The following is a 21,501-nucleotide window of genomic DNA, read 5'->3' on the forward strand; positions in this document are numbered from 1 at the left end:
CGTTTGCTTTTCAGCGCTCGGTTTCGCCTTTCGCCGACAGCCCGTAGCGCTTCATCTTCTCGTACAGCGTCGCCTTGCCCACATGCAGCCGGTCGGCCGTCGCGGCGACCGCGCCGCCCGTCTGGTTCAGCGCCTCGGCGATCACCGCGCGCTCGAACTGCTCGATGCGCTCCTTCAGCGTCTGGTCGTTGTCGGCGTCGTCGCCGGCGCCCGTTTCCGGCGGCATGTCGGCCACGCCGAGCACGAAGCGGTCGGCCGCGTTGCGCAGCTCGCGCACGTTGCCCGGCCAGTCGCGCTGCATCAGGCTCGCGCGCTGCCGGTCGGTGAGCACCGGCGCGGGCCGCCCGTAGCGCACGGCCGCATCGAGCATGAAGTGCTCGAACAGCGGCACGATGTCCTCGCGGCGCTCGGCGAGCGGCGGCAGCGCGATCGTCACGACGTTGAGCCGGTACAGCAGGTCGCGCCGGAACGTGCCGGCCGCGACGAGCTCGCTCATGTCGCCCTTCGCGGCTGCGACCACGCGGCAGTTCACGCGGATCGGCTGGTTCGAGCCGAGCCGCTCGAGCACGCCGTCCTGCAGCACGCGCAAGAGCTTCACCTGCAGCGCGAGCGGCATGCTTTCGATTTCGTCGAGGAACAGCGTGCCGCCGGACGCGTATTCGAGCTTGCCGACGCGCCGCTTCGCGGCGCCGGTAAACGCACCGGGCTCGTAGCCGAACATCTCCGATTCGAACATCGGCTCGGGCAGCGCGCCGCAATTCACCGCAATGAACGGCTTGTCGTGGCGCGGCGACAGCTCGTGCAGGCTGCGCGCGATCAGCTCCTTGCCGGCGCCCGTGTCGCCGTTGATCAGCACCGACGCGTCGGTCGGCGCGACGTTCGCGATCAGCTTGCGCACCTGCTCGATCGCGGGGCTGCGGCCGATGATGCGCGGCGCGACGACGTTCTGTCCAGCCAGCTCGCGCCGCAGCGCGTGGTTCTCGAGCACGAGCTCGCGGCGTTCGAGCGCACGGCGCACCGTCTCGATCAGGCGCTCGGCCGCGAACGGCTTTTCGATGAAGTCGTACGCGCCGTCGCGCATCGCCTGCACGGCCATCGAGATGTCGCCGTGCCCGGTGACGAGGATCACCGGCACGTCCGGCACGCGCTCGCGGCACTGCGCGAGCACGTCGAGCCCGCTCGCGCCGGGCAGCCGGATGTCGCTGACGATCGCGCCGGCGGTACCCGCGACGATCGCCTTCTCGGCCGCCTCGGCCGATTCGAAGCCGGCGACGTCGAAGCCCGCCAGTTGAAGGCTCTGCACGCTCGCCCGGCGCACGAGCGCATCGTCCTCGATATAGATCACTTGCAGCCGGTTGGCCATCTTGGTCACTTGCTCCTGACAGGCGCAGCGCTCGCGCGCGGCGCTCGTTGATGCCGGTCGTTCGCCGACCGGGTCTGCGGCCTACGGCGGGCTCGCGCTAATGCGAGCCCGCCGGCTCGGACACGGAGTCCGGATGATGCGTGCGGGCGCGACGCAGCGTCAAGACGAACAGCGCGCCGCCCGACGGGGCGTTGCGTGCGGTCAGCGCGCCGCCCGCGTCGCTCGCGATCGACGACGAGATCGCAAGGCCCAGCCCGAGCCCGCGCCCCATTTCCTTGGTCGTGAAGAACGGCTCGAACAGGCGCGGCAGCAGATCGGGCGCGATGCCGGAGCCGTTGTCGCGCACCTCGACCGCGAGCGTCGCGGCCGACACCGCGATCGTCACCTCGATGGCCGGCGCCGCGACGCCGGCGACCGCGTCGAGCGCGTTGCCGAGCAGGTTGATCAGCACCTGTTCGAGGCGCAGGTCCTCGCAGCGCGCGACGAGTTCCGGATAGTCGCGCGCCAGATCGAGCGACGCGTCCTGCGCGGGCGACACGGTCGCGTCCTGCAGCGTCAGCGTGAGCGCGACGCCGCGCAGGCGCTCGTCGAGCAGCGACAGCACGCTGCGCAGCGCGCGCACGACGAGCGCCTGCTCGTTGCGCGGCTTCGCGCGGCCGACGAACAGCTTCAACTGGTTCGTGATCTTGCCCATCCGCTCGGTGAGCGCGGCGATCGCCTCGAGATTCTCGCGCGCGGCGGCCTGTTCGCCGCGATCGAGCAGCACGCGCGTGTTGTCCGAGAAGCTGCGCAGCGCCGCGAGCGGCTGGTTCAGTTCATGCGTGATGCCGGCCGCCATCTGGCCGAGCGCGGCGAGCTTGCTCGCCTGGATCAGTTCGTCGTGCGCGGCGCGCAGCTCCTGCTCCGCGCGGATCCGGTCGCCGACTTCCTTCTGCAACTGCTCGTTCGCTTCAGACAAATCGGCCGTACGCTCCTCGACGCGCCGGTTCAGCTCCGCGTACGCCTGTTGCAGCAGCGCACGGCCGCGGATCATCTCGCGCACGCGGGCGCGGCGCATCCGCCAGTAGAACGCGAGCAGCGCGACCGACACGAAGCCGAAGCCGGTGACGATCGTCGCGTTGCGCGCATCGGCATCGATCGGCGCGATCGGCGCGAGCGTGACGAGCTGCCAGTCGGGCTCGCCGATCCGACGCTTGCTGGCGAGAAAGCGCGGCGCGCGCCGGCCGGCGCCCAGGCGCACGATTTCCGCATCGGCGCCGAGCGTCTGCTCGACGCGCAGCGGCAGCGGCGTGACCGGTTGCTGCGCGTACTGGCGCGTTTCGTAGATCGATGCGGCCACAGGCCCCGTGAGCGGGCGCAGCGTATGGTACTTCCACGCGGGCACCGACGACAGGAACACGACACCGTGATCGTCCACGACGACGAGCGGCTCGGACGCATCGGCGCCCTGGAACCATTCGAGGTTGAGCTTCACGACGACGACGCCCGCGATCTTGCCGTCGTGCCACACGGGCTGCGAGATGTAGTAGCCGGGATCGCGCGAGATCGTGCCGATCCCGAAGAAGCGGCCGACCCGGCCGTTCATCGCGTCGAGGAAATACGGGCGGAAACGGTATTCGATCCCGACGAAGCTGTCGGGCGCGCGCCAGTTGCTGGCGGCGACGCACAGGCCGTCCGCGCCGATCACGTAGGTGACGGTCGCGTGCGCGTGTTCGTTGAGGTCTTCGAGATAGCGGTTGACGCGGGCGGTGTAGTCGCCGCGCTTCGGCTCGGCGAGCAGATCCTGCACGTACGGATGGCTGCCGAGCAGATAAGGCAGCGATTCGTAGCGGTCGAGCGTGCTCTTGAGCGCGTTGGTGGTGCGATCGACGCGCACCGCGGCATTGCGCTGCAGCTCGGCGACGCCGCGCTGCCAGGTGATCGCCCACGTGAGCGCGCATGCCGCGACGAGCGCGGCGGCGAGCACGACGAGGATGAGCAGGCGGCGCGTCACGGTCGAGGCTTCCTGGCGATGCGGATCGCCTATTGTGTCATAGGCCTGCGCATCGATACCCCGGCCGCCGCGGGCCGCACGGCCGGCGGGCGGTGCCGCCGCCTGCTCGTTCATCGGGTCAGACGCCGGCCGTCTTCTCGGTCGGCGCGACTTCGCCGCCGCCCTTCAGCGCCTGGCGCAGCTTGTTGCGGTCGAGCTCCTTCTCCCATGCCGACACGACGACGGTCGCCACGCCGTTGCCGACGATGTTGGTCAGCGCACGGCATTCGCTCATGAAGCGGTCGATGCCGAGGATCAGCACCATGCCCGACAGCGGGATCGTCGGCACGACGGCCAGCGTCGCGGCGAGCGTGATGAAGCCCGCCCCCGTCACGCCGCTCGCGCCCTTCGACGTGAGCATCGCGACGGCCAGCAGCGTGAGCTGCTGCATCCACGTCAGCTCGATGTTGGTCGCCTGCGCGATGAACAGCACGGCCATCGTCATGTAGATGTTGGTGCCGTCGAGGTTGAACGAATAACCGGTGGGCACGACGAGGCCGACGACCGAACGCGAGCAGCCGGCCTTCTCGAGCTTTTCCATCAGCTGCGGCAGTGCGGCTTCCGACGAGCTCGTGCCGAGCACGATCAGCAGCTCTTCCTTGATGTACGACACGAAGCGAATGATCGAGAAGCCGGTGGCGCGCGCGATCCCGCCGAGCACGACCAGCACGAACACGACCGACGTCAGGTAGAACGTGCCGATCAGCTTGAGCAGCGGCACCAGCGAGCCGACACCGTACTTGCCGATCGTGAACGCCATCGCGCCGAACGCGCCGATCGGGGCCAGCTTCGTGACGATGTGCACGATGCCGAACAGCACGCGCGTCAGGCCGTCGATGAAGTCGGTCACGACCTTGCCGCGCTCGCCGAGGTGCGCGAGCACGCTGCCGAACAGCAGCGCGATCAGCAGGATCTGCAGGATTTCACCCTGCGCGAACGCGTCGACCATCGTGTTCGGGATGATGTGCATCAGGAAGTCGACCGTCGACTGCCCGTGCGCCTTCGCCGCGTACGACGCGACGGCCTTGCCGTCGAGCGTCGCCGGATCGATGTTGAAGCCGACGCCCGGACGCAGGATGTGCGTGGCCGCGAGGCCGAGCAGCAGCGCGAAGGTCGACACGATCTCGAAGTACAGCAGCGCCTTGCCGCCGACGCGGCCCACCTTCTTCATGTCCTCCATGCCGGCGATGCCGGTGACGACCGTACAGAAGATGATCGGACCGATCACCATCTTGATCAGCTTGATGAAGCCGTCGCCGAGCGGCTTCATGTCGGTGGCGAGCGCCGGGTAGTAGTGGCCGAGGATCACGCCGACGATGATGGCGAAGATCACCTGCACATAGAGCACTTTGTAGAAGGGTTTCTTCTTCACGATGGTTCCTGCTGAAGTAGATGAGCCGATGGAAACGGCGTCACGCGCGCGGACGAATGTCAGGGGAGTCACTCGCCCGCGCGGCTGCCGTGCCGCAACAAGCGATGCCTCAGGACATCCCGAGGGGGAGGAAGGCAGTGGTCATCGGTTGTCTCCTTGCTTGCTGTAGTAGTTCGGCCGGGGGATGGCCGTGCGCTTTATATCGCAAGGTCGATGCCAGGTTTCCGGAACCCCTCAAGCCGTTGTTTTCATTGTATTTCCCATAATGCGGCAGGCAAGGAAATCCGGTATTCCGGATTTCCGGAAAATATCCGTCCGGCGATCCGGACGGATGCATCGTTTCATCGGATGAATCAATGGTGGACGGCGCGGCTCGCGAGCACGCCCGTCTGCGCATAGAACTCCTGCCGAGCGAACGCGTCGCGCTCGCGGCGTGCGCGTTCGCCGCGATCCGCGAGCGAGCCGACCACGATCCCGACGAACGCGAGCGGCACCGACACCAGCGCCGGGTTGTCGAGGAACACCGGCGCATGCGCATGGTGCAGCACGTCGACCCACACCGACTTCGACAGCACCGTGAGCGCGACCGCCGACACGAGGCCGAGGCCGCCGCCGAGCACCGCGCCGCGCGTGGTCATCCCGCGCCAGAAGATCGACATCGCGAGCACCGGGAAATTGGCGCTCGCGGCCACCGCCGCGACGAGCCCGACCATGAACGCGACGTTCACGTGCTCGAACAGGATCGACAGCGCGATCGCAATGGCCGACAGCCCGATCGTCGCCGCGCGAGAGATGCGCATCTCGAGCCGTTCGTCGGGCTTGCCGCGCGCCCACATCTGCGCATACAGGTCGTGCGAGATCGTCGTCGCGCCGGCGAGCGTCAGCCCCGCGACCACCGCGAGGATCGTCGCGAACGTGACGGCCGCGATGAACCCGTAGAACCAGTTGCCGCCCACCGCCTGCGCGAGCTTCACCGCGACCATGTTCGAGCCGCCGAGCAGGTCGTGCGTCAGGTTGAACGTGCCGTTCGCGCCGAGCCGGAAGAATTCCGGATGCTGCGCGAGCAGCACGATCGCGGAGAAGCCGATCACGAAGGTCAGCAGGTAGAAGTAGCCGATGAATCCGGTCGCGTAGAGCACCGACTTGCGCGCCTCCCTCGCGTTCGGCACCGTGAAGAAGCGCATCAGGATGTGCGGGAAGCCGGCCGTGCCGAACATCAGCGCGATGCCGAGCGACAGCGCGTTGGCCGGGTCGCGGATCAGCTTGCCGGGCCCCATGATCGACAGCGCGCCCGGATGCACGGCCACCGCGCGACGGAACATCGCGTCGATGCTGAAGCCGAATTCGCCGAGCGCGAGCAATGCGAGCAGCGTCGCGCCGCACAGCAGCAGCACGGCCTTGATCACCTGCACCCAGGTGGTCGCGGTCATCCCGCCGAAGAACACGTAGACGACCATCAGCACGCCGACGATCAGCTCGGCCGTGCCGTACGACAGCCCGAACAGCAGCTGGATCAGCTTGCCCGCGCCGACCATCTGCACGACCAGGTACAGCACGACGATCGTCAGCGCGTTCGCCGAGGTCAGCAGCCGGATCGGCCGCTGCGCGAAGCGGTACGCGACGACGTCGACGAACGTGAACTTGCCGAGGTTGCGCAGCGGTTCGGCGATCAGGAACATCACGAACGGCCAGCCGACCAGGAAGCCGATCGAGTAGATCAGCCCGTCGAAGCCGAACATGAATACCATGCCGGACAGCCCGAGGAACGACGCGGCCGACATGTAGTCGCCGGCGATCGCGAGCCCGTTCTGCAACCCGGTGATGCCGCCGCCGGCCGTGTAGAAGTCGCGCGTCGAGCGCGTGCGGCGCGCGGCCCAGCGCGTGAGCGCGAGCGTCGCGAACACGAACGCGAAGAACATCCCGATCGCGACGGGGTTCAGCTCGACCTTGTCGGGCATCGGGCCGGCAACGCCGGTCGCATGGGCGGTGGAGGAAACGAGGGAAACGAGGATGGCCAGCGCGCCGGGCGCGCTCGAAATGCATCGCATGTCGGGCTCCGTCACGAACGTTGCAGGATCGCGTCGACGCGGCGGTCGAACGCACGGTTCGCGCGCAGCACGTAGCACGCGGTCAGGCCGATCGCGACCAGGATGATCGCGACGCCCGCGGCGATCCCGACCGTCGTCGTCGCGCCGCGGTACAGCGGCGCGGCGAGCACGTGCGGCGCGAGCGCGACGAGCAGGATGAAGCCGTAGTACGTGGCGATCATCAGCGCCGTCAGCGTGAAGCTGAAGCGGCGCCGGGCCCGCACGAGCTGCTGGTAGTCGCGGCGCGCCGTGACCGATTCGATGACGGAAAGCTCCATGGTGTCTCCATTTCCGGCTCGTCATGGCGAGCGGTGTTGCGTGGCATGGTCGGCGCGCGTCGACTCACCGCCCGCGCCGCGGCGGAACAAGCGATCTACACGACGCGATCCGCCCGCAGCCGCGCGACGTCCTCCGCCGACATCCCGAGCCAGCCGCCGAGCACCGCGTCCGTATCCGCGCCAAGCACCGGCGGCGCACCGCGCACCGGCAGCCGCGCGCCGTCGAAGCGGTACGGCGGCGCGAGCACGTCGACGCCGCCCGCGACCGGATGCGGCTGCCGCGTGACGAGCCCGGCGCGGGTCGCGCGTTCGGACGTCAGCGCTTCGTGCAATCCGAGCACTTCGCCGCACGGAATGCCCGCCTCGGCGAGCGCCGCCAGCAGCGTCGCGCGCGAGCGGCGCGCGAGTTCGCCGCGAATCTCGGGCAGCAGGCCGGCACGATTCTCCGAGCGGCCAAGGTTGGTCCTGTAGCGTTCGTCCGCGGCGAGATCGGGCCGCCCGATCGCATCGCAGAAACGCGCGAACTGCGTGTTGTTGCCGACCGTGATCACGAGCGGGCCGTCGGCCGCCTCGAACACACCGTACGGCACGATCGACGGATGCGCGTTGCCGTAGCGGGGCGGGTCCTCACCCATCAGCAGCGCGTCGAGCCCGTAGTACGCGGTGATCATCAGCCCGCAGTCGAACAGCGCCATCTCGATGCGCCGGCCGCGCCCGGTCGCGTGGCGCTCGTACAACGCGGCGAGGATCGCCTGCGCCGAATACATGCCGGTGAACAGGTCGACCGCCGCGACGCCGAACTTCAGCGGCGGCTGGCCAGCCTCGCCGTTCAGCGCCATCAGCCCGGCCTCGCCCTGCACGACGAGGTCGTAGCCGGGCCGCGCGGCCTCCGGGCCCGAGCGGTCGTAGCCGGAGATCGCGCAATGCACGAGCCGCGGATTCAGTTCGGCCAGCGCGTCGTAGCCGAGCCCGAGCTTCTCCGCGCCGCCGCACTTGAAGTTGTGGAGCACCACGTCCGCCTGCGCGGCCAGCCCGCGCGCGATGCGCTGGCCGGCTTCCGTCTGCAGGTCGACGCAGATCGACCGCTTGCTGCGATTCACGCTGTTGAAATAGGTGGTCTCGGTGTCGCCGATCCGCAGCCCCCAGTCGCGCGTATCGTCGCCGCGCGCCGGATGCTCGACCTTGATCACTTCCGCGCCGAAATCGGCGAGCACCATCGCGCACCACGGGCCCGCGAGCACGCGCGAGAAATCGAGCACCTTCACGCCGGCCAGCGGCAGCGCGCGCGTGTCGTTCGTCATCGTCGTCTCCTCCATTCGCGTTTTCCGCGCTTATTGTTTCGACAGCGCGATGTAGCGCGCGAGGTGGTGATCCTCGTCGCCGAGCTGATGATCGATCATCACGAGACGCTTCGCGTAATGCGACAGCGGCAGCTCCCACGTCATCCCGATCCCGCCATGCAACTGGATGCTTTCTTCCGCGACCAGCGTGCCGATCCGGCCGATGCTGTATTTCGCCGCCGAGAGCGCGCGCTCGCGCACCGCGCGCGGCGCATCGAGCTGCGCGGCCGCGTTGATCACCGCCGAGCGCGCCTGCTCGACTTCGAGCAGCAGGTCGGCCATCCGGTGCTGCAGCGCCTGGAAGCTGCCGATCGGCAATCCGAACTGCTTGCGCGTGCGCAGGTAGTCGAGCGTGTGCGCCTTTGCGACGTCCATCGCGCCGAGCGCTTCCGCCGACAGCGCGAGCAGCCCGTAGCCGAGCACGCGTTCGAGCAGTTCGGCGCCCGCTTCGCCGTCGAGTGCATCCGGCGCGCCGAGCGCGGCATCGGCCGGCAGCGCGACACGCTCGAAGCGCACTTCGGCCGCGCGACCGCCGTCGATCTTCCTGTAATCGCGCAGCGACACGCCCGGCGCATCGGCCGGCACGACGAACAGGCCGATGCCGGCCGCGTCGTCGTCGTTGCCCGACACGCGCGCGCTGACGACGAAGAACGCCGCCTGCGCGGCCTGGTCGACGACGCCCTTCGCGCCCGTCAGCACCCAGCCGTCGCCCGACCGTTCGGCGCGCGTGCGCACCGTCGTCAGTTCGTAGTGCGAGCCCGGTTCGTCGTGCGCGAATGCGGCGCTCGCGCTGCCGTCGATCAGCGCGGCGAGCCGCTCGCGATGCGCATCGCCGCCGGCGAGCGCCAGCGCACGGCCCGCGAGCAGCGCGCCGAGGAACGGCTCGACGACGAGCCCGCGTCCGAGGCATTCGAACACCACGGCGATGTCGAAGCCCGCGCCGCCGAAGCCGCCGTCGGCTTCGGCAAACAGCGCGCCGACCGTGCCGAGTTCGGCGAAGCGCTGCCACGTCGCGCGGTCGAAGCCTTCGGCCGACTGCGCGATGCGGTCGCGCACCGGGAACGCGTACTGTTCGGCGATGAAGCGGTTCAACGTGTCCGCCAGCATCCGGCGGTCTTCTGTGTGCTGGAAATCCATCGTCGCGTCCCTCTTACAGCCCGAGCATCATCTTCGCGATGATGTTCTTCTGGATCTCGTTCGAGCCGCCGAAGATCGACAGCTTGCGGTTGTTGAAATACTGCTGCGCGGCGCTCGCGGCTTCATCGGGGCCGACCGGTTCGCCGGCATAATCAGCGTCGAGCGCGTCGTCGACGAACGGCTGCGCGTACGGCCCCATCGCGCGGCGCATCAGCGCGGTGATCTCCTGGCGGATCTGCGTGCCGCGGATCTTCAGCATCGAACTTTCCGCTCCCGGCACGCCGCCGCCCGCGACCGCGGCCAGCACGCGCAGGTTGGTCGTGCGCATGTTTTCGAGCTCGATCTCGACGCGCGCGACGCGTGCCGCGAAGAACGGATCGTCGGCGAGCGGCCGGCCGTTCTTCGTGACCTTCGCGGCGACCGCGCGCAGCCGGTCGAGGGCCGCGGTCGAGAAGCCGATCCCGGCGATGTTGGTGCGCTCGTACGTGAGCAGGTATTTCGCGTAGGTCCAGCCGCGGTTCTCTTCGCCGACGAGGTTCTCCACGGGCACGCGCACGTCGGTGAAGAACACCTCGTTCACCTCGTGCTCGCCGTCGAGCGTGATGATCGGGCGCACTTCGACGCCCGGCGTGTTCATGTCGATCAGCAGGAAGCTGATGCCTTCCTGCTTGCGCACGTCGGTCGCGGTGCGCACGAGGCAGAAGATCATGTTCGCGTAGTGGCCGAGCGTGGTCCATGTCTTCTGGCCGTTCACGACGTAGTGATCGCCCTGCGCGTCCACACCCCGCACCGCGCTCGTCTTCACCGCCGCGAGGTCGGAACCGGCGCCCGGCTCCGAATAGCCCTGGCACCACCAGTCGGTACCGTCGAGGATGCGCGGCAGCCAGTGGCGCTTCTGCGCTTCGCTGCCGTACTTGATCAGCACGGGGCCGAGCATGTTCACGCCGAACGGCACGATGCGCGGCGCACCGGCGAGCGCGCATTCGTTGTCGAACAGGAACTTCTGCGCGACGCTCCAGCCGGGGCCGCCGTATTCGCGCGGCCAGTGACTCGCGAGCCAGCCGCGCGCGTTGAGGATCGCATGCCATTCGCGCATGTCGTCGCGCGTCAGGTGCAGGCCGCCCTTCACCTTGCGCGCGATGCGCTCCGGCAGTTCGGCTTGCAGGAAGCGCTGCACTTCCGTGCGGAACGCTTCCTCTTCGGGAGTGAAATTAAGGTCCATCGTGGGTCCGTGGCGAATGCGGTGGGCGTTCAGTCGATGCGGTTCAGGCTCGCGAAATCCGCGCCGCGCGCGACGAGATCGACGAGCAGCGGCGACGGCTTCCAGAACAGCGGATCTTCGTTCGCGAACGCGCGGATATCGGCGAGCACGTTCGCGAGGCCGACCGTGTCCGCATAGTGCATCGGGCCGCCGCGATAGCGCGGAAAGCCGTAGCCGTACAGGAACACCGCGTCGACATCGAGCGGACGCAGCGCGATCTTCTCGTGCACGACGTTCGCGCCTTCGTTGATCATCGCGGCGAGGTAGCGGCGCAGGATCTCGTCATCGGTGAACGTGCGCGGCGTGACGCCCTTCTTCGCACGCTCTGCCGCGACGATCGCGTCGACTTCCGGGTCGGGCGTGCCGACGCGCGCGCCGTCCGGATACAGGTAGTAGCCGCGGCCGGTCTTCTGCCCGAACCAGCCGCGCTCGCACAGCCGGTCGGAAATCTCCACGTAGCGCGCGTTCGGATCGCGCGTCGCCGCGCGGCGCTTGCGGGTCGCCCAGCCGATGTCGCCGCCCGCGAGATCGACCACCTGAAACGGGCCCATCGGGAAGCCGAATTCGCGCACCGCGCGATCGATCTGGTACGGCGACGCGCCGTCTTCCATCAGGGTGTCGGCGGCAGTGCGATAGACGGCGAGGATCCGGTTGCCGATGAAGCCGTCGCACACGCCCGCGCGCACCGGCGTCTTCTTCAGTTGCTTCGCCAGCGCGAACGCGGTCGCGACGACGTCCGCGCTCACGCGCGCCGGCACGACGATCTCGAGCAGCTTCATCACGTTGGCCGGCGAGAAGAAATGCAGGCCGATCACGTCGGCCGGCCGGTCGATGCTCGCGGCCAGTTCGTCGATGTCGAGATACGACGTGTTGGTCGCGAGTACCGCCCCTGGCTTGCACACGCGCGCAAGCTCGGCGAACACGGCCTGCTTCACGGCCATGTCCTCGAACACGGCCTCGATCACGACGTCGGCCTGCGCGAGCGCGTCGTACGACGTACTGCCCTTGAAGCGCGCGAGCCGCGCCGCGTGCGCGGCCGGCGTCATCCGTCCTTTCGCGACGAGGCCGTCGTACACCTTCTCGACGTGCGCACGGCCGCGCTCGAGCGACGCTTCGTCGCGTTCGATCATCGTCACCGGCAGCCCGGCGTCGAGCGCCGCGACCGCGATGCCCGCACCCATCGTGCCGCCGCCGACCACGCCGATCCGTTCGACCGGCCGCGCGCTCGCGCGCCGCGCCTCGGGCGCCTTCGCCGCTTCGCGCTCCGCGAAGAACGCATGCACGAGGCCCGCACGCTGCGGGCTGTCGATGCATTGCAGGAACAGGCTGCGTTCGTACTTCATCCCGGCGTCGAACGACTGCGTGAGCGCGGCCTCGACCGCGTCGACGATCTTCGCCGGCGAGAAGAGCCCGCGCGACTTCTTCGGCAATTCCGCGCGCGCCGCGTCGATCGCGGCCTGCGCGGCCGCGCGGTCGGCCAGGCCCTGCGCGTCGCGCGTGCGGCGCACCGGCGCGCCGAGCGACACGAGTTCCTGCGCATAGGCGAGCCCTTCGGCGAGCGTGTCGTCGCTGTGCGCGATGCGATCGACGAGGCCGAGCACGAGCGCTTCGTCGGCGCTCGCATGGCGGCCCGTCAGCATCAGGTCGAGCGCGGCCTTCGCGCCGATCAGGCGCGGCGCGCGCTGCGTGCCGCCCGCGCCGGGCAGCAGGCCGAGCGTCACTTCGGGCAGCCCGAGCTTCGCGCCGGGCACGGCGAGCCGGTAATGGGCGGCCAGCGCGACTTCGAGGCCGCCGCCGAGCGTCGCGCCGTGCAGCGCGACCACGACCGGCTTGGCACCCGATTCGATCCGCTCGCACACGTCGGGCAGCGACGGCGGCACGGGCGGCTTGCCGAATTCACGGATGTCGGCGCCCGCGATGAAGTTGCGGCCGGCGCCGACGATCAGCACCGCGCGGATCGCGTCGTCGGCCTGCGCGGCGTCGATCGCGTCGGCGAGGCCGCGCCGCACGTCGGCGGACAGCGCGTTGACGGGCGGATGGTCGATCGTGACGACGAGCACCTTGTCGCGCCGTTCGCGCGTGACGGTGCCGGCCATCGGGCTGGCAGGGGAAGCGGTGGCATTCATCGTGTCTCCAGTGGTGCGGTGCGCCGGGCGGCAGGAACCGGTCGGGCCGGCTAGCAGGGCCGGTGCGCGAGCCGGTCCCGGCGGCGCGGGAAACCGTCCGGCATGGTTGCCGGGCATGACTCGATTCTCGATTGATCGAGATTCATTGACAATTCCCGCACGCCTTTACAAGCTGTCAAGTCTGACTTGACACTGAATGCTTCCGGACCGTTTCTGTGCGTTAAACGGGACGGATCAGGAGACACCCGCATGGACCTGAACGCGCTGACGCTGCTCGTCGAGATCCTCGACGCCGGCAATCTCAGCAAAGCCGCGCAGCGACTCAAGATGAGCCGCGCGAACGTCAGCTACCGCTTGAACCAGCTCGAACGCTCGATCGGCCAGCAGCTCGTGCGCCGCACGACGCGGCGCATGGAGCCGACCGAGATCGGGCTGACGCTGTACGAGCACGGCCGGCGCATCCGCAACGAACTGCTCGCCGCGCAGGAATCGGTGACGACGCTCGGCCAGGACCTGCAGGGCCGCGTGCGGCTGTCGGTGCCGAGCGGCTACGGGCAGATGGTGATGTCCGACTGGCTGCTCGCGTTCAAGCGGCTCCATCCGGGCATCGTGCTCGACGTCGTGTTCGAGAATCGTGTGGAAGACCTGATGCGCGACGAAGTCGACATCGCGATCCGCGTGATGTCCGAGCCGCCGCAGAACCTCGTCGCGCGCGACATGGGCGCGGTGCGCTACGTCGCATGCGCGTCGCCCTCGTTCGCGGCCGCGCACGGGATGCCCGCGAGCCTCGGTGCGCTGGCCGCAGCTCCCGTCGTCACCGCGACGGTGCTGGGCCGGCAGTTGCGGATCGCCGCGTATCTCGGCGACGAGCGCCACGAGGTGCTGCTCGAACCGACGCTGATTTCGGAGAACTTCCTGTTCCTGCGCCAGGCGATCCTCGCGGGGATCGGCGTCGGCATCGTGCCCGACTACGTGATGCAGGACGACCTGCGGCACGGCGCCGTCGTCACGTCGCTCGATGCGTACCGGCTGAGCATCTTCGGCACCCACATGTACATGCTCTACATGCCGAACCGCCACCACACGCGCGCGACGTCGACGTTCATAGAGTTCATCCTCGAACAGGCCGGAAAGACCGGCCGGGGCGGGCCCGGCGGGATGCGTCAGGGTTTCCTGTCGGATGACAAGCCGCCGGGCGCACGGCGACAATAGCGCGCCGGGGCGGGCAGCGCCGTTGCGCCCGCACCGATGTCAACGTCAACGCCGCTCTCCTTCGAATTCACTGCTGCCGAGGGTTCCATGTTCGACCGGATTCGTCCGCATTCGCGTCCCTGGACGCTGCTCGCCGCCGTCGCGCTCGTCGCGTTGAACGCCGGCTGCACGTCCCCGTCCGCGCCGTCGGGCGCCGTCGTCCCGGTCGCCGCCGCATCGGGCGCGGCCGTCCCGCTGCCCGGCGTTCATGCGCCCGAACTGTCGTCCGGCTGGACCGACAAGCCGGGCTGGACCTCGCAGCACTTCATGATCGCGGCCGCGAACCCGCTCGCGACGCAAGCCGGCTACGACATGCTGAAGGCCGGCGGCACCGCGATCGACGCGGCGATCGCGACGCAGATGGTGCTCGCGCTGGTCGAGCCGCAATCGTCGGGGCTCGGCGGCGGCGCCTTCATGCTGTATTTCGACGGCAAGTCGACGCAGGCGTACGACGGCCGCGAAACCGCACCGGCCGCCGCGACCGACCGGCTGTTCTACGGCCCGACCGGCCAGCCGATGAGCTTTTACGAAGGTGTCGTCGGCGGGCGTTCGGTGGGCACGCCGGGCGTGCTGCGCATGCTCGACGCCGCGCACCGCGCACACGGCAAGCTGCCGTGGCGCCGGCTGTTCCAGCCGGCCATCCGGCTCGCCGAGCGCGGCTTCACGATCAGCCCGCGCCTCGCGATGCTGATCGCGAACGACAAGTACCTGAGCAGCGATCCGGCCGCGCGTGCGTACTTCTACAACAAGGACGGCTCGCCGAAGGCGGCCGGCACGGTGCTGAAGAACCCCGCGCTCGCGACCGTGCTGCGCCAGGTCGCCGACCACGGCGCGAATGCGTTCTACACCGGTGCGATCGCGCGCGACATCGTCGCGAAGGTGCGCAAGCATCCGACCAACCCGGGCCTGCTGTCGCTGCAGGATCTCGCACGCTACAAGGCAAAGGTGCGTGCGCCGCTGTGTACCGATTACCGGCGCTCGGTCGTGTGCGGGATGCCGCCGCCGTCGTCGGGCGGCCTCGCGATCGCGCAGATGCTCGGCATCCTCGAAGCGATGCCCGACTGGCAGCAGATCGGCGCGCAGAAGCCGGTGCGCAACGACGTCGGCTACGAGCCGACACCGTTCGCCGCCCACCTGTTCAGCGAAGCCGGGCGCCTCGCGTATGCGGACCGCGCGCGCTATGTCGCCGATCCCGATTTCGTGCCGCTGCCGGGCGGCAGCTGGGCGAGCCTCACCGACAAGACCTATCTCGCGCAGCGCGCGCACCTGATCGGCGACAGCAGCATGGGCGTCGCGCAGGCCGGCACGCCGCAGGGCGCGGCGCTCGCGATGGCCGACGACCGCAGCCCCGAGCTGCCGTCGACGTCCGACATCGCGATCGTCGACCGCTACGGCCAGGCGCTGTCGATGACGACCAGCATCGAGGATGCGTTCGGTTCGCGGCTGATGGTGCGCGGCTTCATGCTGAACAACCAGCTCACCGATTTCTCGTTCGTGTCGAACGACAACGGCCGGCCGGTCGCGAACCGCGTGCAGCCCGGCAAGCGGCCGCGCTCGGCGATGTCGCCGGAGCTCGTGTTCGACAAGAAGACGAAGCAGGTGACGATGATCGTCGGCTCGGCCGGCGGCCCCGCGATCATCAATCACGTCGCGAAGACGCTGGTCGGCGTGCTCGACTGGGGGATGACGATGCAGCAGGCGATCGCGCTGCCGAACTTCGGGTCGATGAACGGGCCGACGCAGCTCGAACGCGGCCGTGTGTCGGACGCGCTCGCCGACGGGCTGAAGGGCCGCGGACACGACGTACGGGTCGTCGAGATGAACTCGGGGCTGCAGGGGATCCAGCGGCTGAACGTGCAGGGGCAGACGGTGTGGTTCGGCGGCGCGGATCCGCGGCGGGAAGGGGTGGCGATGGGGGATTGAGCGGGCCCGTGCGCGGCGGCGCACCGCGCCGCGCGAACCCATTCCACGGCCCATCTGTGCCGACATACGGACTCGTCTTACGGGCGCTGCGCGCGTCCTGCCTTTCGACCCGGTCTGACCGCGATGTCGCACTTCGCGCCTAATATCGCGTCTCATACCTATCGCCTCAAATTTCGTATTCGTCTGATCGACGGCCTATAAGTCGCTCCGTATAGTCGTCCGCTCAAACCGCAGCCGCCTTATTCGCTCATCCCGTTCGCAACGGCGATGCGCTCCGCTGCAGTCGATGCGTATCGTCGCCATTTCCGGCAGCGTGCACGAAATTGAACGATCAGGAGTCCGATTCATGTTCCACCCCGTCACCCCACCACCCGACAACGCGCGTGCCCGCTCGCGCATTGCGACGCACCGGCCGCGCCTGTCCGCACTCGCCTTCTCGCTCGTCGCGCTCGCGTCGGGCTACAGCCATGCCGCGCAGCCCGATCTGGTCCTCGACAACCTTGTCGTCAAGGCCGGCGCAACCCCGCCACCCAGCGCAACGGGCGCAGGTTCGATCGCCCTTGGTCCCGGCGCGCAGGCAAAAGGAGAAGACGGCGGTGATTACTCGGCAATCGCGATTGGCGGAGCAGCAATCGCCGACGGGCGATCCACGATCGCCATCGGCGAAGGAACGAACGTTCACGGCGATCGCTCGAGCGCGCTCGGGGTCGGGTCGAACATCAACGCGAACCGCGCGCTCGCACTCGGCGCGGATGCGGTGGTCACCGCGCACGACGCGGTCGCGCTCGGGCAAGGCAGCGTCGCCGACCGAGGCAACACCGTGTCGATCGGCAAAACCGGCAACGAGCGGCAGCTCGTCAATCTTCGCGCCGGTACGAACGACACCGACGCAGTCAACCTGTCGCAGCTCAAGCCGGTCGTCGAGGCGCTCGGCGGCGAAGCCACGATCAACGCGGACGGAAGCGTACGCAGTCCGAACTATACGGTCGACGGCAAGTCGTTCAACGATGTCGGCAGCGCGCTGACGAGTCTGGACGATCGAGCCAAAGCCAACACGCAATCGATCACGATGCTCGACGGCCGGGTCACGAACGTCGAAGGCGACGTCAAATCCATCCGCGTCGATGTCGACGATCTTGGCACGCGCGTCAACAACGGCACCACCGGCCTCGTGCGCCAGGATCCTGCGAGCCTCGCGATCTCGATCGGCGCCGACAAGGGCGGCGCGTCGGTGAGCCTCGCAGGCACGGACGGCACGCGTACGCTGACCGGCCTGTCGAACGGCGTGGGCGACACCGACGCCGTGACGATCGCGCAGTTGAAGGCAACCGGCCTGGTCGACCCGGACGGCAAGCCGCTCAGTGCGCTCGTGTACGACGACCTGTCGCTCGGCCGCGCGACGCTCGGCGGGGTCGGCGGCACGCTGCTCGACAATGTGCGGCCCGGTGCGATCGTCGCGGGCGGCATGCAGGCCGTCAACGGCGGGCAGCTCTTCACGATGCAGCAGCAATTCGACAGCCGCTTCGATTCGCTGAACACGCGCCTGTCGGACATCGAGAAGAACGGCCCCGCCGTTACGCCGCCGGCGGGCAACCATGGCAACGACTTTGCGCAGCTCGGCGACGGCTCGGGCGCGACCGGCTCGAATTCGATGGCGCTCGGCAAGGGCTCGACTGCGTCCGGCGACGATAGCCTTGCGATCGGGAACAACGCGACGGCATCGGGCAACAATTCGGTCGCGCTCGGCAACAACTCCGTCGCCGACCGCGACGACACGGTCTCCGTCGGCGCGCCCGGTCAGGAGCGGCAGATCACCAACGTCAAGGCCGGCACCGCACCTACCGATGCCGTGAACGTGCAACAATTGCGCGACCAGATCGGCAGCGTGCGTAACGACATTGACCACTATCGTCGCGACGCAAGCGGCGGCATCGCGTCCGCCGTCGCCATCGCAAACCTGCCGCAGGCATCGCTGGCAGGCGAAAGCATGGTCTCGATCGCCGGCGGCACTTACAGCGGGCAGTCGGCCGTCGCGTTCGGCCTGTCCACCGCCACGCGCAACGGGCGCTGGGTGGTCAAGGCGTCCGGCTCCACCAATACGCGCGGCACGGTCGCGGTCGGCGCCGGCGCCGGTTATCGCTGGTAAGCCGTCGCCACTCGGCCACCGGTATCACGCGACAAGGGCCGGCCCCCCCCCCCCCCCCCCCGGGGGGGGCCCCCCCCCCCCCCCCCCCCCGGGCCCTCTTTCCGCCTGCAGCGCAGAGCGACTGCCCGCGTCACGCCCCGTCGCGCCCCCCGACCTATCCCCGCCCCTTCCACGGCACCACCCGCCGCTCGATCCATCGCATCGCGAGATCGAACAGCCACGCGATCGCGCCGATGATCAGGATCCCCATCACGACGATATCCGTGCGCAGGAAGCTCGATGCGTTGAGCACCATCTGCCCGAGCCCGGCCGTCGCGGCGACCATCTCGGCCGCGACGAGCGTCGTCCAGCCGAACCCGATCGCGATCCGCAGCCCGGTGAGGATCTCCGGCAGCGCGGCCGGCAGCACCACATGCCGCACGATCTGCGCGAAGCTGCCGCCGAGCGAATACGCGGCGTTGATCTGCTCGACCGTCGCGGCGCGCACGCCGGCGCGCGCGGCCATCGCGATCGGCGCGAAGCACGCGAGGAAGATCACGACGAGCTTCGCCGTTTCGTCGATGCCGAACCAGATCACGACGAGCGGCAGGTATGCGAGCGGCGGCAGCGGCCGGTAGAACTCCAGCAGCGGATCGAGCACGCCGCGTGCAAGGCGGCTCACGCCCATCAGGATGCCGGCCGGCACGCCGATCGCGGTGGCGAGCAGGAACGCGCCGAACACGCGCGCGGCGCTCCACAGCAAATGCTCGGACAGCGGCAGGCCACCCTGGATGCGGCCATGCCAGGCGTCGACGAATGCCACCCACACGGCTTCCGGCGCGGGCAGGAACAGCGGCGGCAGCCACTGGCGATGCGTGGCGACCCACCACAGCACGGCCAGCGCTGCAACCGTCGCCGCGCTCAAGGCCGCCGTCTTCCCCTCCCCCGGCAACCGGTAGCGGTGCGACGACGGCGCACGACGCGCGGCTGCCTGAGTCCGCGTGCGATCGTCCTGCTCGAAACCTGCGACCGTCCCGCCGGCCGTCCACGAATCCTGCGTGCTCATGCTGTCCTGCCTGTGCAAAGTGCTGATCCGACCGCGTCCGACCGACGCGCCCTGTCGCGCGAGTTCGTGCATCACGCGGCCGCCTCGGCTGCCTCGTCGCGATGCAGATACGCGATCAGCCGCTCGCGCCACGCGATGAATTCCGGTGACGACTTCACCGCGCGCGCATCGCGCGATTCGACGTAGCGCCGCGCGAACGGCAGTTCGAAGGTTTCCGCGATCCGGCCGGGGCCGGGCGTCATCACGACGAGACGCGTCGCGAGGAACAGCGCCTCCTCGACGTCGTGCGTAATGAAAAACACCGTCTTGCCGGTGCGCGCCCATACGTCGAGCACGAGCGCCTGCATCGTGCCGCGCGTCATCGCGTCGAGCGCGCCCATCGGCTCGTCCATCAGCAGCACGCGCGGGTCGCTCGCGAGCGCACGCGCGATGCCGACCCGCTGCTGCATCCCGCCCGACAGCTCGTACACACGCGCATGCGCATGGCGCTCGAGACCGACGAGCGCCAGCATTTCTGTTGCCCGCGCTTCACGCTCGGCTTTCGACACGCGCGCGAAGCGCAACCCGAGCGCGACGTTGTCGAGCACATCGAGCCACGGCAGCAGCGCGTATTTCTGGAACACGACGCCACGATCCGCGCCGGGGCCCGTGACCGGCACGCCGTCGACGCATACGTCGCCGGTCGTCGGCGCGACGAAGCCGGCCATGCAGTTCAGCAGCGTGGTCTTGCCGCACCCGGATGCGCCGAGCGCGACGACGAATTCACCGGCATCGATGCGCAGGTCGACCTGCGCGAGCGCCTGCGCCGTCGGCCTGCCGCGTTCGCCCGGATAGGCGACCGATACCTGACGGACTTCCAGCGTGCTCATGATCGAAGGGCTCCGCGATGAGTGGGCTGAGGGGCCGCGCTCAGCGCGCGGCCTTCTGCACGAATTGCGGATCGACGCCGACCGAATAGTCGGCGAGCACCGTCTGGATCGTGCCTTGCGATTTGAGGAATGCAGCCGTGGCCGCGAGCGACTTCGCGGCGCCCGATTGCGCGCCGCCGCCGAGCCACGTCGGCGAAGCCTGTTCGGCCGCCGTCGGGAACGCGTAGAGGGCGAGGCTGGCCGGCACGTCCTGCGCATTCGCGCCGGACACCTTCGCGACCGCCGCGACCTGCGGCGAGCCGACCTTCCACGCCGCCGCATGCGCGCGGTAGTCGGCGTCAGCCGCCGCGAGCACCTTCACGAAGCGCGCGACGAACTCGGGGTTCTCGCGCGCGAACTTGCGGCTCACGACGAAGCCGTCGAAGGTCGACTTGCCGCTTTCCTTCGCAACCTGGCCGGACGTCGTCAGCACGGTGCCCGACTGCTTGACCTTCGCGAGCACCGGATCCCAGATGTAGGTCGCGTCGATGTCGCCGCGCGCCCACGCAGCCGCGACCTCGGGCGGACGCAGGTTGACGATCTTCACGTCGTTCGGATTGACGCCCGCGGCCTGCAGCGCGACGAGCGTGTGGAAATGCGACGTCGACACGAACGGCACGCCGATCTTCCTGCCCTTCAGCGCCGCGACGTTCGTGACGCCCGAACCGTTGCGCGCGACGAGCGCCTCGGCGTCGTTGATGTTGTCGAGCACCCAGAACAGCGAGATGTCGAGCCCCTGCGACAGGCCGGCCGCGATCGGGCTCGACCCGGCCTCGCCGAGCTGCACGGAGCCGGACGCGAGCGCGCGGATCACGTCGGCGCCGCTGTCGAGCTTGCGGAACCTGACCTTGTAGCCGGTCGCCTTTTCGACTTCACCGCTCGCTTGCGCATAGCGCCACGGCACGACCATGTCCTGGTACGCGATCACGACTTCGCGCGATTCGGCGTGCGCCGCGCCAAGCGCGGCAAAGGCGGTCAGCGCGACGACGGCGCGGCGGATGAAGCTGAAACGGGACATGCGGCTCTCCTTCGGAATGCGGGCATTGCTGCGGGAGAGCCGACTTTACGGGCTTTGCGTGCGGCGGGAGCGAACTTATCCTGCGAAGCTATCGATGATGTTTCAGCTTTGCTTTTCGCGCTGGATTGGATCGCGCGTCCGGTCGGGTGGCGATTGCCGTGCGCATGCGCGGATCATCGCCGCGCCAACGAAAAAACCCGCATCGCTGCGGGCT

15 protein-coding genes are annotated in these 21,501 nt (G+C 69.0%); 3 read left to right on the top strand and 12 right to left on the bottom strand.

Annotated elements, in window-relative coordinates:
- Positions 1 to 10: 10 nt before the first annotated feature.
- The 9 genes from JYG37_RS00580 to JYG37_RS00620 form a co-directional block, all read right to left on the bottom strand.
- The gene (locus JYG37_RS00580; protein WP_050014744.1) at positions 11 to 1,363 is read right to left on the bottom strand and encodes a sigma-54-dependent transcriptional regulator; all 1,353 of its coding nucleotides are present in this window, start codon (positions 1,361 to 1,363) and stop codon (positions 11 to 13) included.
- 97 nt (positions 1,364 to 1,460) lie between these two features.
- Positions 1,461 to 3,470, bottom strand: a complete 2,010-nt coding sequence (locus JYG37_RS00585) for a sensor histidine kinase (protein WP_050014743.1) — start codon at positions 3,468 to 3,470, stop codon at positions 1,461 to 1,463.
- A gap of 4 nt (positions 3,471 to 3,474) precedes the next feature.
- Positions 3,475 to 4,767, bottom strand: coding sequence for a dicarboxylate/amino acid:cation symporter (locus JYG37_RS00590; RefSeq protein WP_050014741.1), 1,293 nt, complete (start codon positions 4,765 to 4,767; stop codon positions 3,475 to 3,477).
- Positions 4,768 to 5,120: 353 nt separating this feature from the next.
- Entirely contained in the window at positions 5,121 to 6,815 is a 1,695-nt protein-coding gene (locus tag JYG37_RS00595) for a cation acetate symporter (RefSeq protein WP_050014739.1), read from the bottom strand.
- A gap of 11 nt (positions 6,816 to 6,826) precedes the next feature.
- On the bottom strand, positions 6,827 to 7,132 hold the full coding sequence (locus JYG37_RS00600; RefSeq protein ID WP_014895931.1) for a DUF485 domain-containing protein: 306 nt from the start codon (positions 7,130 to 7,132) through the stop codon (positions 6,827 to 6,829).
- Between the two features lie 95 nt (positions 7,133 to 7,227).
- The gene (locus JYG37_RS00605; RefSeq protein WP_213345793.1) at positions 7,228 to 8,433 is read right to left on the bottom strand and encodes a CaiB/BaiF CoA transferase family protein; all 1,206 of its coding nucleotides are present in this window, start codon (positions 8,431 to 8,433) and stop codon (positions 7,228 to 7,230) included.
- A 30-nt stretch (positions 8,434 to 8,463) separates the two neighbouring features.
- Complete coding sequence (locus JYG37_RS00610; protein ID WP_213345794.1) at positions 8,464 to 9,609, bottom strand: acyl-CoA dehydrogenase family protein; 1,146 nt, start codon at positions 9,607 to 9,609, stop codon at positions 8,464 to 8,466.
- Positions 9,610 to 9,622: 13 nt separating this feature from the next.
- Complete coding sequence (locus JYG37_RS00615) at positions 9,623 to 10,831, bottom strand: acyl-CoA dehydrogenase family protein (RefSeq protein WP_209926658.1); 1,209 nt, start codon at positions 10,829 to 10,831, stop codon at positions 9,623 to 9,625.
- 29 nt (positions 10,832 to 10,860) lie between these two features.
- Entirely contained in the window at positions 10,861 to 12,996 is a 2,136-nt protein-coding gene (locus JYG37_RS00620) for a 3-hydroxyacyl-CoA dehydrogenase NAD-binding domain-containing protein (protein WP_089488849.1), read from the bottom strand.
- A 249-nt stretch (positions 12,997 to 13,245) separates the two neighbouring features.
- Here JYG37_RS00620 and JYG37_RS00625 point away from each other — a divergent pair, with 249 nt between their 5' ends.
- The 3 genes from JYG37_RS00625 to JYG37_RS00635 all read left to right on the top strand — a co-directional run bounded on the left by JYG37_RS00625 (position 13,246) and on the right by JYG37_RS00635 (position 18,316).
- The gene (locus JYG37_RS00625) at positions 13,246 to 14,208 is read left to right on the top strand and encodes a LysR family transcriptional regulator (RefSeq protein ID WP_050014728.1); all 963 of its coding nucleotides are present in this window, start codon (positions 13,246 to 13,248) and stop codon (positions 14,206 to 14,208) included.
- A gap of 87 nt (positions 14,209 to 14,295) precedes the next feature.
- Positions 14,296 to 16,170: a gamma-glutamyltransferase gene (gene ggt / locus JYG37_RS00630; RefSeq protein ID WP_089488850.1), complete on the top strand. Its 1,875-nt coding sequence runs from the start codon at positions 14,296 to 14,298 to the stop codon at positions 16,168 to 16,170.
- 346 nt (positions 16,171 to 16,516) lie between these two features.
- Complete coding sequence (locus tag JYG37_RS00635) at positions 16,517 to 18,316, top strand: YadA family autotransporter adhesin (RefSeq protein WP_124630928.1); 1,800 nt, start codon at positions 16,517 to 16,519, stop codon at positions 18,314 to 18,316.
- Positions 18,317 to 18,470: 154 nt separating this feature from the next.
- Here the strand turns inward: JYG37_RS00635 and JYG37_RS00640 are convergent, their stop codons facing one another.
- The 3 genes from JYG37_RS00640 to tauA are packed head-to-tail and all read right to left on the bottom strand — an operon-like array spanning position 18,471 to position 21,287.
- Positions 18,471 to 19,433: an ABC transporter permease subunit gene (locus tag JYG37_RS00640; RefSeq protein ID WP_050014726.1), complete on the bottom strand. Its 963-nt coding sequence runs from the start codon at positions 19,431 to 19,433 to the stop codon at positions 18,471 to 18,473.
- Positions 19,433 to 20,230 (bottom strand): taurine ABC transporter ATP-binding protein, encoded by a 798-nt coding sequence (locus tag JYG37_RS00645; protein ID WP_050014724.1) that lies wholly within the window; start codon positions 20,228 to 20,230, stop codon positions 19,433 to 19,435. The genes JYG37_RS00640 and JYG37_RS00645 overlap by 1 nt, the downstream gene beginning before the upstream one ends.
- A 40-nt stretch (positions 20,231 to 20,270) precedes the next feature.
- A complete protein-coding gene (tauA, locus tag JYG37_RS00650) occupies positions 20,271 to 21,287 on the bottom strand; it encodes a taurine ABC transporter substrate-binding protein (RefSeq protein ID WP_050014722.1) in 1,017 nt (338 codons plus the stop codon).
- Positions 21,288 to 21,501: the final 214 nt, after the last annotated feature.

It is taken from the genome of Burkholderia sp. LAS2, assembly GCF_018417615.1.
GTDB classification, from domain to species: domain Bacteria; phylum Pseudomonadota; class Gammaproteobacteria; order Burkholderiales; family Burkholderiaceae; genus Burkholderia; species Burkholderia sola.

Excerpts from the sequence above, each read along its gene's own strand:
- JYG37_RS00600 (WP_014895931.1), bottom strand. The coding sequence starts at position 7,132 with ATGGAGCTTTCCGTCATCGAATCGGTCACGGCGCGCCGCGACTACCAG.
- JYG37_RS00635 (WP_124630928.1), top strand. The coding sequence starts at position 16,517 with ATGTTCCACCCCGTCACCCCACCACCCGACAACGCGCGTGCCCGCTCG.
- JYG37_RS00580 (WP_050014744.1), bottom strand. The coding sequence starts at position 1,363 with ATGGCCAACCGGCTGCAAGTGATCTATATCGAGGACGATGCGCTCGTG.
- JYG37_RS00615 (WP_209926658.1), bottom strand. The coding sequence starts at position 10,831 with ATGGACCTTAATTTCACTCCCGAAGAGGAAGCGTTCCGCACGGAAGTG.
- JYG37_RS00610 (WP_213345794.1), bottom strand. The coding sequence starts at position 9,609 with ATGGATTTCCAGCACACAGAAGACCGCCGGATGCTGGCGGACACGTTG.
- ggt (WP_089488850.1), top strand. The coding sequence starts at position 14,296 with ATGTTCGACCGGATTCGTCCGCATTCGCGTCCCTGGACGCTGCTCGCC.
- tauA (WP_050014722.1), bottom strand. The coding sequence starts at position 21,287 with ATGTCCCGTTTCAGCTTCATCCGCCGCGCCGTCGTCGCGCTGACCGCC.
- JYG37_RS00620 (WP_089488849.1), bottom strand. The coding sequence starts at position 12,996 with ATGAATGCCACCGCTTCCCCTGCCAGCCCGATGGCCGGCACCGTCACG.
- JYG37_RS00585 (WP_050014743.1), bottom strand. The coding sequence starts at position 3,470 with ATGAACGAGCAGGCGGCGGCACCGCCCGCCGGCCGTGCGGCCCGCGGC.
- JYG37_RS00605 (WP_213345793.1), bottom strand. The coding sequence starts at position 8,433 with ATGACGAACGACACGCGCGCGCTGCCGCTGGCCGGCGTGAAGGTGCTC.
- JYG37_RS00625 (WP_050014728.1), top strand. The coding sequence starts at position 13,246 with ATGGACCTGAACGCGCTGACGCTGCTCGTCGAGATCCTCGACGCCGGC.
- JYG37_RS00640 (WP_050014726.1), bottom strand. The coding sequence starts at position 19,433 with ATGCACGAACTCGCGCGACAGGGCGCGTCGGTCGGACGCGGTCGGATC.
- JYG37_RS00645 (WP_050014724.1), bottom strand. The coding sequence starts at position 20,230 with ATGAGCACGCTGGAAGTCCGTCAGGTATCGGTCGCCTATCCGGGCGAA.
- JYG37_RS00595 (WP_050014739.1), bottom strand. The coding sequence starts at position 6,815 with ATGCGATGCATTTCGAGCGCGCCCGGCGCGCTGGCCATCCTCGTTTCC.